Annotated in this window: 14 protein-coding genes and 1 pseudogene; 3 read left to right on the forward strand and 12 right to left on the reverse strand. The window is 57.3% G+C overall.

Annotation, left to right across the window (positions count from 1 at the left end):
- Positions 1 to 3: 3 nt before the first annotated feature.
- Positions 4 to 725, forward strand: a pseudogene (gene trmB, locus AQS70_RS16725) (tRNA (guanosine(46)-N7)-methyltransferase TrmB).
- Positions 726 to 908: 183 nt separating this feature from the next.
- On the opposite strand, the gene AQS70_RS16730 reads toward trmB, so the two are convergent.
- The 9 genes from AQS70_RS16730 to AQS70_RS16770 all read right to left on the reverse strand — a co-directional run bounded on the left by AQS70_RS16730 (position 909) and on the right by AQS70_RS16770 (position 7,579).
- Positions 909 to 1,235, reverse strand: a complete 327-nt coding sequence (locus AQS70_RS16730) for a DUF3392 domain-containing protein (RefSeq protein WP_019409176.1) — start codon at positions 1,233 to 1,235, stop codon at positions 909 to 911.
- Positions 1,236 to 1,244: 9 nt separating this feature from the next.
- Entirely contained in the window at positions 1,245 to 2,459 is a 1,215-nt protein-coding gene (hemW, locus tag AQS70_RS16735) for a radical SAM family heme chaperone HemW (RefSeq protein WP_055103877.1), read from the reverse strand.
- Positions 2,456 to 3,052: an RdgB/HAM1 family non-canonical purine NTP pyrophosphatase gene (rdgB, locus tag AQS70_RS16740; RefSeq protein ID WP_055103878.1), complete on the reverse strand. Its 597-nt coding sequence runs from the start codon at positions 3,050 to 3,052 to the stop codon at positions 2,456 to 2,458. Before rdgB ends, hemW begins: the two co-directional genes overlap by 4 nt.
- Positions 3,049 to 3,471: a DUF4426 domain-containing protein gene (locus AQS70_RS16745; RefSeq protein WP_055103879.1), complete on the reverse strand. Its 423-nt coding sequence runs from the start codon at positions 3,469 to 3,471 to the stop codon at positions 3,049 to 3,051. The genes rdgB and AQS70_RS16745 overlap by 4 nt, the downstream gene beginning before the upstream one ends.
- A gap of 25 nt (positions 3,472 to 3,496) precedes the next feature.
- On the reverse strand, positions 3,497 to 4,117 hold the full coding sequence (gene metW, locus AQS70_RS16750; RefSeq protein WP_055103880.1) for a methionine biosynthesis protein MetW: 621 nt from the start codon (positions 4,115 to 4,117) through the stop codon (positions 3,497 to 3,499).
- 7 nt (positions 4,118 to 4,124) lie between these two features.
- Positions 4,125 to 5,264, reverse strand: a complete 1,140-nt coding sequence (metX, locus tag AQS70_RS16755; protein ID WP_055103881.1) for a homoserine O-succinyltransferase MetX — start codon at positions 5,262 to 5,264, stop codon at positions 4,125 to 4,127.
- 179 nt (positions 5,265 to 5,443) lie between these two features.
- Positions 5,444 to 6,031 (reverse strand): YggT family protein, encoded by a 588-nt coding sequence (locus tag AQS70_RS16760; protein WP_055103882.1) that lies wholly within the window; start codon positions 6,029 to 6,031, stop codon positions 5,444 to 5,446.
- Positions 6,032 to 6,041: 10 nt separating this feature from the next.
- On the reverse strand, positions 6,042 to 6,860 hold the full coding sequence (proC, locus tag AQS70_RS16765) for a pyrroline-5-carboxylate reductase (RefSeq protein WP_055103883.1): 819 nt from the start codon (positions 6,858 to 6,860) through the stop codon (positions 6,042 to 6,044).
- A 32-nt stretch (positions 6,861 to 6,892) separates the two neighbouring features.
- Positions 6,893 to 7,579 carry a YggS family pyridoxal phosphate-dependent enzyme gene (locus AQS70_RS16770; RefSeq protein ID WP_055103884.1) on the reverse strand — a complete coding sequence of 229 codons (687 nt, stop codon included), beginning with the start codon at positions 7,577 to 7,579 and terminating at the stop codon, positions 6,893 to 6,895.
- Between the two features lie 57 nt (positions 7,580 to 7,636).
- On the opposite strand from AQS70_RS16770, the gene AQS70_RS16775 reads away from it, so the two are divergent.
- A complete protein-coding gene (locus AQS70_RS16775; protein WP_055103885.1) occupies positions 7,637 to 8,635 on the forward strand; it encodes a type IV pilus twitching motility protein PilT in 999 nt (332 codons plus the stop codon).
- 82 nt (positions 8,636 to 8,717) lie between these two features.
- Here AQS70_RS16775 and AQS70_RS16780 read toward each other — a convergent pair whose 3' ends face one another.
- Positions 8,718 to 9,383 (reverse strand): C40 family peptidase, encoded by a 666-nt coding sequence (locus AQS70_RS16780; RefSeq protein ID WP_055103886.1) that lies wholly within the window; start codon positions 9,381 to 9,383, stop codon positions 8,718 to 8,720.
- A 252-nt stretch (positions 9,384 to 9,635) separates the two neighbouring features.
- On the opposite strand from AQS70_RS16780, the gene AQS70_RS16785 reads away from it, so the two are divergent.
- Positions 9,636 to 10,052, forward strand: a complete 417-nt coding sequence (locus tag AQS70_RS16785; protein WP_055103887.1) for an NINE protein — start codon at positions 9,636 to 9,638, stop codon at positions 10,050 to 10,052.
- A gap of 85 nt (positions 10,053 to 10,137) precedes the next feature.
- Here the strand turns inward: AQS70_RS16785 and AQS70_RS16790 are convergent, their stop codons facing one another.
- Positions 10,138 to 11,409 (reverse strand): dihydroorotase, encoded by a 1,272-nt coding sequence (locus AQS70_RS16790; protein WP_055103888.1) that lies wholly within the window; start codon positions 11,407 to 11,409, stop codon positions 10,138 to 10,140.
- Positions 11,406 to 12,051: aspartate carbamoyltransferase catalytic subunit (locus tag AQS70_RS16795; RefSeq protein WP_082428136.1), on the reverse strand; the 646-nt coding region annotated here is incomplete at its 5' end. The genes AQS70_RS16790 and AQS70_RS16795, both read right to left, overlap by 4 nt.

Raw genomic sequence — 12,051 nt, forward strand, 5'->3', positions numbered from 1 at the left:
CTGATGACTGAATCACTCGACACCCCGATCCTGGAAGAAGGCGACGATCGCCAGCACCGCCGCATCAAAAGCTTCGTGATGCGCGCCGGGCGCATGACCGAAGGCCAGCAGCGCGGCCTAGATCAAGGTGCGCCGCTGTACGTTCTACCGCTGGCGGATGCACCGGTCGATTACGACCAAGTGTTTGGCCGCTCGGCACCGCGCACCCTAGAAATCGGCTTCGGCATGGGCCACTCCTTGCTGGAAATGGCGGCGGCTTCGCCAGAGCAAGACTTCATCGGAGTTGAGGTTCACCGTCCGGGTGTGGGCGCGCTGCTCAATGGCGTACTGACACAAGGTCTGACCAACCTACGGGTTTACGACTGCGACGCCATCGAAGTCCTCACGCGCTGCGTGGCCGATAACAGCTTGGACCGCCTGCTGCTGTTCTTCCCAGACCCATGGCACAAGAGCCGCCACCACAAACGCCGCATCGTCCAGGATCGTTTGCCGAACTGGTGCGTTCCAAGCTCAAAGTGGGTGGCGTGCTGCATATGGCGACCGACTGGGAACCGTATGCCGAATACATGTTGGAAGTGATGAACGTCGCGCCGGGTTACCGCAACCTAGCTGAAGACGGCCAGTGCGTCCCGCGCCCGGCTGAACGCCCGGTCACCAAGTTCGAACGCCGCGGCGAACGACTTGGGCATGGCGTGTGGGATTTGAAGTTCGAGAAGTTGGCGTAAGTGATGAGGAGCTGCCGTAGGCTGCGATCTTTTGGTCTTTAAAAAATCGCAGCCTTCGTGCCTCGGCAGCTCCTACAGATACACGATTTATCCCCGGCGATCCGCCACCACTCTAGGGCGTGGCGTAAGTGCTTTTTGTGTAGGAGCTGCCGCAGGCTGCGATCTTTTGATCGTTAACACGATTTAGCCTCGGCGATCTGCAACCACTCCGATCAATACCAACACCACTAACAGCACCGGCGCCAGGCTGTAGTTGTTGAATTGGCTCAGGCCGCGCTCAACCCAGGGGGTGGCGTAGATCAAGGCCGCGCCGCTGCCGATCAGGCATAGCAGGGCCATTAGTGGTACGCGTAAGGCACCGGCAATGCTGCCCAGACGCTGTTCGACCCAACCTTTAAAGTCAGCACCAAATAGCACCAACAGGCAGCCGATCAGGGCCAGGGATATCTCGGAGAGGTGACTGCGGCTCCAGCGTGACACGGTGGCAAGCAGGTCTAGTACCAAGTCCATTCGAGTTCCTTAGATCAGAAAGTGCTGTAACAAGTCGTTGAGAAACAACTGCCCCCGGGCGGTCGCCGCCAATCGTGTCGGTTCGACCTGCAATAAGCCGCTTTGTTCTGCCGCCTGGCGTCCTGCCTGCAAACTCTCAAGCGGTAAACCGGTGCGCTGCGGGTAGAGCGAAGCGTCCACGCCGTCCGTAAGGCGCAAGCCGTTCATTAGAAACTCAAAAGGTAGTTCTTCGGCTGTCAGGGTTTTCTCGCCTGCTTGAAAGCTTTTGGCTGAATTTAGGTAGTCCTTTGGAAGACGGGTTTTCCACGTGCGGACGATTCGGCCATCAGGGTGGCTCAATTTACCGTGGGCGCCAGCGCCAATGCCGATAAAGTCGCCAAAGCTCCAGTAGTTGAGGTTGTGGCGCGCCGGGCGACCCGGTTGGGCGTAAGCAGACACTTCGTATTGAGCGTAGCCATGTTCAGCAAGTAACGCCTGCCCCGCTTCTTGGATGTCCCATAGGGTGTCGTCTTCGGGCAGCTCTGGCGGTTTGTTCCAGAACACAGTGTTGGGTTCGAGTGTGAGTTGATACCACGACAAATGTGTCGGTTTGAGGGCAATCGCTTGGCGCAGGTCGCTCAGTGCGTCATCCAGGCTCTGATCGGGCAAACCGTGCATTAGGTCTAGGTTGAAGTTATCAAAGCCCGCCAAGCGCGCCATTCCAGCGGCCCGTACGGCTTCGTCACCGTTATGGATGCGGCCCAATGCTTGGAGTTTTTGCTGCTGAAAACTCTGGATACCTATCGACAGGCGATTAATCCCCAGCTTGCGATACGCCACAAATTTCTCTTGCTCGAAGGTGCCGGGGTTCGCTTCTAGGGTGATTTCGATATCGCTGGCAAACCGGATACGCGCTTCAACCCCTTTAAGCAAACTCCCCAGCGCTTGAGCACTGAACAAACTCGGGGTGCCGCCGCCAAAGAAGATTGAGCTCAACTCGCGGCCATACACGGCGTGCAGGTCTTGATCGAGATCGGCTAACAGCGCGTCGACGTATTCTTCTTCAGGCAGCACTGCGCTGGCAGTGTGCGAGTTGAAGTCGCAGTACGGGCATTTGCGCACGCACCACGGGATATGGATGTACAGCGACAGGGGTGGCAGTTGGGTCAGCGGCGCGCGTGGCGCTTGCTGAGTAAAGCCAGCCGCACCCAGATAGAGCGGCTGTGTTGGGGTGTCATGGGTCATTTCAGACCCAAACGCTGACGCAGCAAGACCATGGCGCGGGCACGGTGGCTCAGCTGGTTTTTCTCGGCCGGGCTGAGTTCGGCGCTGGAGCAGTTGCGCTCCGGCACCCAAAACAGTGGGTCGTAACCAAAACCGTGTTCGCCGCTGGCCGCTGGCAAGATGCGCCCGTACCACAGCCCTTCACAGAGGATCGGCAAGGGATCGTCGGCGTGCCGCACCAGCGCCAGAACGCACACAAATTGCGCGCCGCGCTCGGCTTCGGGCACGTCTTTTAAGACATCCAGCAGTTTAGCGTTGTTCGCCGCATCGCCTTGGCCTTCGGCGTAACGGGCCGAGTAGATACCCGGCGCGCCGCCAAGAAAGTCTACTGCCAGCCCCGAGTCATCAGCCAGCGCCGGCAAGCCTGAAAGGCGGGATGCGTTGCGGGCTTTTAGAATCGCGTTCTCAACAAACGACAAACCGGTTTCTTCTGGTTCTACGCTGCTGAATTCGCCCACCGAGCGCAACTGCACCGACTCGCCGAGCATGGCCTGAAGTTCTTTGAGTTTGCCGGCGTTGTGGCTAGCCAGGACCAGTTGCGTAAGGTTAATCATTGGAGTGAAGCGACCTCTTGGGAGAATTCGATGCGTTTGGTTTCGCCGTTGACCTTGAGTTCAAGGTCGAACACATAGACTTTTGCGGGCAGGACCTTGAACTGAGCGAAGTAATCAATCGCCCCCTGATCATTGATCACCTGCTTGAAGGTGAGCGGCTTGGCTTTTTTCTCAGTGGTTTCGCGGTACGTGCCCTTAATGGTGCTGGCGATTTTTTGATCGGTCTTGGACACGTTGATGTTCAAGGCGCCGAGTTGATCACTGCGTTGCAGACCATACTTTGCAGTGATCTCAGGGCTCAAGAAGTTAGTCATGAAGGCGTTGTAATTCACGACCGTATCGCCCACCTGAGTGACACCCGCAGCCATTGCCTGACCGGCAAAGCACAGTGAAAGCAGCAGTAGCCCTATCCGACCCATGACCGTTCTCCTTGCGAACCCTGATTTAAACCGCGATGCGGTGATCCTGTAGGCCAGGACTGCTGACACGATAAATGCCAACCTCACCCAACAGGTTAGGCCATAACTTACTCGCCCATCCGTGTCGGTGTTGTTGATCTACAGCAAGGCGGTTGATCACGCGGGCTTCACGTTCACGGCATAACGCCTCAAAGTCTTCAAAGGTGCAAAAGTGAATGTTCGGTGTGTTGTACCAGGTGTAAGGCAGGAACTCGGACACCGGCATCCGCCCCTTGCTGGCCAAATACCAGCGGCAACGCCAGTGACCAAAGTTCGGGAAGGTGATAATGCACTGGCGCCCAACGCGTAGCATTTCGTCGAGAATCCGGTCGGGGTAGTGCACGGCTTGCAGCGCCTGAGTCATCACCACGATGTCAAAGCTGTTGCTGGCAAAGTTGCCTAGCCCCTTGTCCAGATCCTGCTCGATGACGTTAATGCCTTTGGCGACGCACTCGGCGATGTTGTCCGGGTCGTTTTCTAGGCCGTAGCCGGTGACTTGCTTGTTGTCGCGCAGCCAGCTCAGCAGCTCGCCATTACCACAACCGAGGTCGAGCACGCGGCTGCCAGCAGGGATCCAGTCTTGGATGATTTCCAGGTCGGCTCTCATGGCGTTCTCACAGTTCTATTCGGTTCATGTAATTGCTGAAGGCTTGCAGGTAACGCGGGATCGGAATCAGGAAGGCGTCATGGCCTTGCGGAGCATCAATCTCGAGGTAGCAGACGTCTTTTTGCGCGGCCATCAGGGCATCTACTAGTTCCCGCGAGCGGGCTGGGGAGAAGCGCCAGTCGGTGGTGAACGACATCACGCAAAAGCGCGCTTTGGCTCCGGCAAAGGTTTTAGCCAAGTCATCGTTGAAGTTGGCCGCTGGGTCGAAGTAATCCAGTGCCTTGGTCATCAACAAGTAGGTATTGGCGTCGAAACGCCCGGAAAACTCTTCGCCCTGATAGCGCAGGTAGCTTTCAACCTGGAACTCGACGCTGTGGAAGTCGTAGTTGAGGTTTTCGTTTTTCAGGCCACGGCCAAATTTCTCACCCATGGAGTCGTCAGACAGGTAGGTGATGTGCCCGACCATACGCGCGAGCATCAAGCCGCGCTTGGGGATCACGCCTTTTTCTTGGAACGAACCGCCGTGGAATTCGGGGTCGGTAAGAATGGCCTGACGCGCCACTTCGTTGAAGGCGATATTTTGCGCAGACAATTTGGGTGCTGAGGCAATGGCCAGACAATGGCGCAGACGATCCGGGTAGCTGATGCTCCACTGCAACGCCTGCATACCGCCCAAGCTGCCGCCGATAACGGCCGCCCACTGAGTAACCCCTAGACGATCGGCCAAGCGGGCCTGACTGTGAACCCAGTCTTCAACGGTCAGCACCGGAAAATCGGCCCCAAATGGGCGGCCGGTTTCAGGGTTAATGCTGCTTGGGCCGGTAGAGCCGTTGCAGCCGCCGAGGTTGTTGAGGCTGACCACGAAGAACTTGCGGGTATCAATCGGCTTACCGGGGCCAATGCAGCTGTCCCACCAGCCAGGTTTGCGTTCGTCGGCGCTGTGGTAACCGGCAGCATGGTGGTGCCCGGAAAGTGCGTGGCAGATCAGCACGGCGTTACTGGCCGTGGCATTGAGGTGGCCATAGGTTTCGTAAATCAGATCATAGGCAGGCAGTGAACGGCCGCAGGCGAGCGCCAAGGGTTCGCTGAAGTGCGCAATTTGCGGCACCACCAGTCCAACGGAATCGGGGGGGAAGGCAGCTGGCATTGACCCTGCTCTCATTTAAATGAGGCGTAAGTCTAATGAGCGGGGGGCAGAGCGGCAAGCAATGGTCTGGGCTAAATGGGACACCTCACGTAGGAGCTGCCGCGGCTGCGATCTTTTGACGTTGAAGATGAAAAGATCGCAGCCTGCGGCAGCTCCTACGGGGGGGCGTAAGGTAGTTGTCAGATCAAGCCAAACAATTCGCCCGGCATACCGACGTACATCGCCAACGGCGGGATCACGTAGCTTTGGATCAATTGGATCACCATGAACGCCAGAATCGGCGAAATGTCCAGGCCGCCCATGCTTGGCAAGAAGCGGCGGAACGGTGCCAGTGCAGGCTCAGTGATCTGGTTGACCAGCTCAGCGGCAGGGCTGGCGCTGCCCGGTGCAACCCAAGACAAGATCACACTGATAATGATGGCGAAGAAGAACACCTTCAAGAACAGCATGGTCACGCCAATGAGCGCCCAGGTCAGCAACCCTAGAATGTTGAACGACATGTAGCTCAGTGTCAGCACCACGGCGAAGATCACCATTTGCACGAGGATAGCCAGCACCAGCGACGACATGTCCAGCCCGAAAAGGCTTGGAATCACTCGGCGCATAGGTTTGAGCAGGGGTTGCGTAGCCTTGACGGTGAACTGGCACAGCGGGTTGTAAAAGTTGGCCCGCACCAGTTGCAGGATAAAACGCAGCAGTACGATCAACAGGTAGAGGCTACCCAGGGTTTGAATCACGAAAATGGCAGCGCCATTCAGTCCAGACATCTTGTGCTCCTTATTGACCCAATTGTTCGGCCATTTCGGCCGAGCGGTGCGCGGCGGCACTCAATGCTTTTTCGACGATGGCCTCAAAGCCGTCAGCCTGAAAGGACTTAATCGCAGCTTCTGTGGTGCCAGCGGGTGAGGTGACTCGGCGGCGTAGCTCTGCGGCGTCGATGCCGCTGGAAACGGCCATGTGGGCGGCCCCCAGAGAAGTGTGTTGAGCCAGTTGCTCAGCCACTTCACGCGGCAGACCGAGTTTGACGCCCGCATCGGTCATGGCCTCGATCAGCAAGAAGAAATACGCCGGGCCGCTGCCAGACACAGCAGTGACGGCGTCGATCTGCGCTTCGGTCTCAACCCACACCACAATGCCGACAGCAGACAGCAACTCGTCGGCTTGCTGGCGCTGCTCGGCGGTCACCGCGTCGGTGGCAAACAGCCCACTTACGCCCTTGCCCAATAAGGCCGGGGTGTTGGGCATGCAGCGAACCAGTGGCTGTTGACCGACCCAGTTCAGCAGGCTGGCGCTGGTGATTCCGGCAGCCACCGACACCAGCAGTTGATGCGGCTTGAGGTGCTGACGCAGATCTAGGCACACGGCTTTCATGGCTTGTGGCTTAACCGCAATCACAATCACGTCAGCGTCTTGTATGGCTTGTGCGTTATCGGCGAAGACTTCAATCCCGTGCTCGGCCGTTACTTTGGCTCGGGTTTCTGCGCCGGGATCGCAGGCGCGGATCTGTGCGGCTTGCACACCTTTGGCCAGCAGGCCGCCGATCAAACTGGCCGCCATGTTGCCGGCCCCGATAAAGGCAATACGTGTTTTGCTCATAACCGATCCTTATAAAAAGTGAGGCGAGTGTCTCAAGCCTGGCCGTAATCGCGGGCACCAAATAACGCGGTGCCAATGCGCACCCACGTAGCGCCTTGGGCAATGGCTGACTCCAGGTCGTGGCTCATGCCCATCGAAAGTGTATCGAGCCCCATGTTCAGGCTTTGTTGCAATGACTCAACCTTGGCAAACGCGGCATCTTGCTCTGCGCGTACTTCAGTGGGTTCTGGGATTGCCATCAAACCGCGCAACTTAAGACGTGGCAATGCCTGAATCGCGGCCGCCAACGCAGGCAAGTCGTCGGGTGTGCAGCCAGACTTACTGGCCTCACCGCTGACGTTGACTTGAATGCAAATGTTGAGCGGCGGTAAGTCAGCCGGGCGTTGTTCCGAGAGACGTTGGGCAATTTTCAAGCGATCTACGGAATGTACCCACGCAAAATGCTCTGCGATCTCACGGGTCTTGTTCGATTGAATGGGGCCGATGAAGTGCCAACACAAGGGTAGGTCGGTTAATTCGACCTGTTTGGCGCGGGCTTCTTGCAGATAGTTCTCGCCAAAATCGCGCAGGCCAGCGGCATACGCTTCGCGTAAGGCAGCTGCGGGTTTGGTTTTGCTGACCGCGAGTAAGTGGATGCTCGTCACATCGCGTTGCACAGCCTCTGCCGCTGCACGGATACGCGCCTCAACCTGAGCAATATTGCCTGCTATCGTGGACATTCATTTAAGCCCGCCGTTGTAAAAGTCTGCGGCATTCTACTGGAATTGGGAGGGGGTATGGACATCGCCGACCTGTTGGCGTTGAGCGTCAAACATGGTGCTTCAGATATGCACCTGTCAGCGGGCGTGGCGCCCATGCTGCGGGTGGATGGGGATATGCAGCGTTGCGAGCTGCCAGTACTGACGCCCGAAGGCGTGCGTGAACTTATCCACAGTGTGATGAACGACTCGCAGCGCGCCGTCTTTGAAACAGAACACGAAGCTGATTTTGCCTATGCCTTGCCGGGGGTGGGACGGTTTCGAGTCAATGCTTTCCTACAGCAGCGGGGCCCCGGAGCGGTGTTTCGCAGCATTGCGTCGCAAGTCCCAAGCCTTGAGGCGCTCGGATTGGTTGAGGTGTTCGTTGGGATCAGTCGCCTGTCACAGGGTTTGGTGCTGGTGACGGGCGCGACGGGATCAGGCAAGAGCACCACTCTGGCCGCGATGATTGATCACCTCAATAGCACTCGCCAGCAGCACATCATCACCATTGAAGACCCGATTGAGTACCTGCATGAGCCGCGTCAATGCCTGATTAACCAGCGTGAAGTCCATCGCGATACCCACAGCGTGAGCGCAGCATTGCGGGCGGCACTGCGTGAAGACCCGGATGTGATCATGCTCGGTGAAATGCGCGACCTCGAAACCATACGTTTAGCGCTGACGGCAGCAGAAACCGGGCATCTGGTGTTGGCTACGCTGCACACGGCTTCGGCCGCCAAAACGGTTGAGCGGATCTTGGATGTGTTCCCAGCGGATGAAAAGTCGATGGTGCGGGCGATGTTGTCTGAGTCACTTCAGGGTGTGATCTCGCAGACACTGGTCAAGCGGATAGGAGGAGGTCGGATAGCGGCTCACGAGATCATGCTGGCGACGCCTGCGATTCGTAACTTGATTCGGGAAAACAAGGTGGCGCAGATGGCTTCGGCGATCCAAACCGGCGGGGCGGCAGGCATGCAGACACTGGAGATGAGCTTAAAACGGCTTAAAGATAAAGGACTAATTGAAAGCCCGTAGGAGCTGCCGCAGGCTGCGATCTTTTGCTTTTAAAGATCAAAAGATCGCAGCCTGCGGCAGCTCCTACGGTTTGGCGCGGTACTTAACGCTGAACAACCTGCAATTTGGTTTGTTCTTTAGGCAACACACGTTTGGCAACCACGTAATGTTTCTGCCAGTAAGACTTTTTCAGGGTGTCGATACTGACCGACTTACCGCGACGCGGAGCGTGGATAAACCGATCGTTGCCCAGATAGATCGCAACGTGGTTAACCTTGCGGCTCTTGATGTTAAAAAACAGTAAATCGCCAGGCTTGAGGTCTTTGCGATCAACTTTTTGCCCGTGGCCGCTGGCCATTTCGCTGGAGCTGCGAGGCAAATTCACCGCTTTAACGTCATTAAAGGCGTATTTAACCAAGCCGCTGCAATCAAACCCTTTACTTGGGCTACTGCCGCCCCAACGATAAGGTGTACCGAGTACATTAACCGCACGGCTCAGTACTGCGCTGCTTTGCTTATTGGCGGCTGCCAATGAAGCGGTCGCAATTTTACTCGGCGCCTTGCGGTGGGCTTTAGTTGCCGTTGGGCGTGATACGGCTTTAGTTTTGGTTGCAGTTTTGCTGTTAGAGGCAACAAAGGACGTACTCGCAGATGACTTTGCGGTGTAGCCAGTGAAGCCTGATGGAAGATGTTGCTCACGGTTGGTGGCGTGGGCGGCCAGTGGCATTAATAGGCAAATGGTTAGCCATGTCTTGAATAAAGGACGCATTCGGCAGGGCTCGGTGGTGATTAGCGCGAAACTTTATAACAGCTTTTTTGTCCTTTCTCAGGCCGTTTGTCGACTCGACTTGAGGGTCAAAAGGGCGTAAAGCAGTGACAAATTGTCACATGGAAACTGTGCAGGTCAGGTAGTACAAGGCTTTGCGCGTTTTTTTGTAAGACACTTTTACCTGATGCGAGACAGTAAAAAAGTCACAAAAAAAAGCAGAAATTTTTTCTATCAGCAGCAAAGAGGGCATTTATGAACGGCTATCGAGACGCAATGCAGCGCGATACCCACAGCAAGGTGCTGGGTTATTTGCTCTGGATTCTTGGTTTTCTTGGGGCGCACCGCTTCTATTACGGCAAGCCGGTCACCGGGACGATCTGGTTTTTCACCTTGGGTTTATTTGGCATAGGTTGGTTAATCGACTTATTCCTGATCCCAAGCATGGACCGAGAGGCCGACCTGCGATTCACCGCGGGTGATACGGATTACAGCGTGGCCTGGATACTGCTGACCTTCTTGGGGATATTCGGTATTCATCGCATGTACATGGGCAAGTGGATCACCGGGATCCTCTACCTGTTCACGGGCGGCTTTTTCATGATCGGCGTGTTGTATGACTTCTGGACTTTGAACGACCAGATCTCAATTAAGAACGCTGAACGCCGCTAAACCTAAGGCTCCTGTAGGCGCGAGCTTGCTCGCGATCTTTTAACAGACCGCGAGCAGTCGACCGGCTACTCCTAAAAAGGCCTGCTTACCCTTCGAAGCTGATCCGCCCATCCACCAACGTGTAACGCACGGCACTCGGCAGGCAATGGCCGAGGAAGGCACAGTTATCACCCTTGGAATACCAGTGCTCTCCGGCAACCGTAGACGCTGTTGGGTCGAACAGCACGAGGTCAGCAGGCGAGCCTACTGCCAAGCGCCCGGCGGGTAAGCGCAATGCCTGAGCCGGGCCGAAGCTAAGGCGGGCTAGCAAGGTTGGTAAATCCAGCAAACCGTCCTCAACCAGCGTCATCGCCAGCGGCAACAACAATTCAACACTGCTCATGCCCGGTTCGGTGGCGCCAAACGGTGCCAGTTTGGCATCGCGTTCGTGCGGCTGGTGATGGCTGGAAATCGCTTGGACCACACCTGATTTAACGGCCTCTCGTAAACCGTCACGGTCAGCACGGGTGCGCAGCGGCGGTTGGACGTGATAAACGCTGGAGAAATCCACCAGTGCTTCGTCCGTTAGAATCAGCTGATACAGCGCCACATCGGCGGTGACTTTTAAACCGCGCTCCTGAGCCTGAGCAATCAGGGCCACACCGCGTGCGCTGGTCAACTGACTGAAGTGTGCGCGTACGCCACTTTGTTCAACCAACAACAGGTCACGGGCCAAGGCCACGGTTTCGGCCGTTTCCGGGATGCCCGGCAAGCCACGAAACGCTGCCATTGGGCCGTCATGGGCGATGCCGCCTTCGGCCAGATCTCGGTCTTGGGAGTTGAAAATGACGGTCAGGTCGAACGTTGCCGCATATTCCAGCGCCCGGCACAGGGTGCGGGTGTTGGCGAAACTGTTGAGGCCATTACCAAAGGCCACGCAACCCGCGTCACGCAGGGCAATCAGCTCGGCCAATTGCTCGCCGTCCAAGCCTTTGCTCAGCGCGCCAATCGGGAACACTTTGCAGTTGCCTGCCTCGCGGGCGCGATCGAGGATCAACTCGGTCACGGCTGAAGTGTCCAGCACCGGTTTGGTGTGCGGCGGGCAGCATAGGCTGGTGACGCCACCGGCAGCCGCTGCACGGGTTTCGGTGGCAATGGTGCCTTTGCGGCTGTAGCCAGGTTCGCGCAGGGCGACGTTGAGATCAACCAACCCCGGCGCAGCGACCAAGCCTTTGGCGTCGAGGGTTTGGTCGGGGGTAAAACCAGCGGGTGCCGCGCCAATGGCGACGATTTTGCCCGCTTCTAGATGCAGATCGGTGGGCTGGTCCAGCTGGCTGGCGGGATCTATGACGCGGGCGCCGAGAATGCTGAGCTTCACTGGGCCTTCTCCTGTTCGATTTGGCGCTGGGCCGTTTGCCCGCTCATGGTCATGGACAGCACCGCCATGCGCACGGCAATGCCATAAGTCACTTGATTGAGGATGACTGAATGCGGGCCGTCGGCCACCGCTGACTCAATTTCCACGCCACGGTTGATCGGGCCAGGGTGCATTACGATGGCGTCGGGCTTGGCGCCCGCCAGCCGCGCAGTGGTCAGGCCAAACAGGCGGTAGAACTCGCCTTCGCTCGGCAGCAGGCCACCCGACATACGCTCGCGCTGCAAGCGCAACATGATCACCACGTCGACGTCTTTTAAGCCTTCGCTCATGTCGGTGTAGACCTTCACGCCGTATTGCTCGATACCGATCGGCAACAGGGTTTTAGGTGCGATGACGCGGATGTCCTTACAGCCTAGGGTTTTCAGCGCGATCATGTTCGAGCGTGCCACCCGCGAGTGCAGAATGTCACCGACGATGGCCACCGATAGGTTTTCAACGCCGCCCTTGTGCCGACGAATGGTCAGCATGTCGAGCATGCCTTGCGTCGGGTGCGCATGACGGCCGTCACCGCCGTTGATGATCGCAACCTGCGGGCACACGTGTTCGGCAATAAAGTGGGCCGCGCCGGAGTCACCGTGGCGC

The sequence above is a fragment of the Pseudomonas endophytica genome (assembly GCF_001411475.1).
GTDB lineage: Bacteria > Pseudomonadota > Gammaproteobacteria > Pseudomonadales > Pseudomonadaceae > Aquipseudomonas > Aquipseudomonas endophytica.

Bases quoted from the DNA above. Each gene is read 5' to 3' on its own strand.
- AQS70_RS16730 (WP_019409176.1), bottom strand. From the start codon at position 1,235: ATGGACTTGGTACTAGACCTGCTTGCCACCGTGTCACGCTGGAGCCGC.
- hemW (WP_055103877.1), bottom strand. From the start codon at position 2,459: ATGACCCATGACACCCCAACACAGCCGCTCTATCTGGGTGCGGCTGGC.
- rdgB (WP_055103878.1), bottom strand. From the start codon at position 3,052: ATGATTAACCTTACGCAACTGGTCCTGGCTAGCCACAACGCCGGCAAA.
- AQS70_RS16745 (WP_055103879.1), bottom strand. From the start codon at position 3,471: ATGGGTCGGATAGGGCTACTGCTGCTTTCACTGTGCTTTGCCGGTCAG.
- metW (WP_055103880.1), bottom strand. From the start codon at position 4,117: ATGAGAGCCGACCTGGAAATCATCCAAGACTGGATCCCTGCTGGCAGC.
- metX (WP_055103881.1), bottom strand. From the start codon at position 5,264: ATGCCAGCTGCCTTCCCCCCCGATTCCGTTGGACTGGTGGTGCCGCAA.
- AQS70_RS16760 (WP_055103882.1), bottom strand. From the start codon at position 6,031: ATGTCTGGACTGAATGGCGCTGCCATTTTCGTGATTCAAACCCTGGGT.
- proC (WP_055103883.1), bottom strand. From the start codon at position 6,860: ATGAGCAAAACACGTATTGCCTTTATCGGGGCCGGCAACATGGCGGCC.
- AQS70_RS16770 (WP_055103884.1), bottom strand. From the start codon at position 7,579: ATGTCCACGATAGCAGGCAATATTGCTCAGGTTGAGGCGCGTATCCGT.
- AQS70_RS16775 (WP_055103885.1), top strand. From the start codon at position 7,637: ATGGACATCGCCGACCTGTTGGCGTTGAGCGTCAAACATGGTGCTTCA.
- AQS70_RS16780 (WP_055103886.1), bottom strand. From the start codon at position 9,383: ATGCGTCCTTTATTCAAGACATGGCTAACCATTTGCCTATTAATGCCA.
- AQS70_RS16785 (WP_055103887.1), top strand. From the start codon at position 9,636: ATGAACGGCTATCGAGACGCAATGCAGCGCGATACCCACAGCAAGGTG.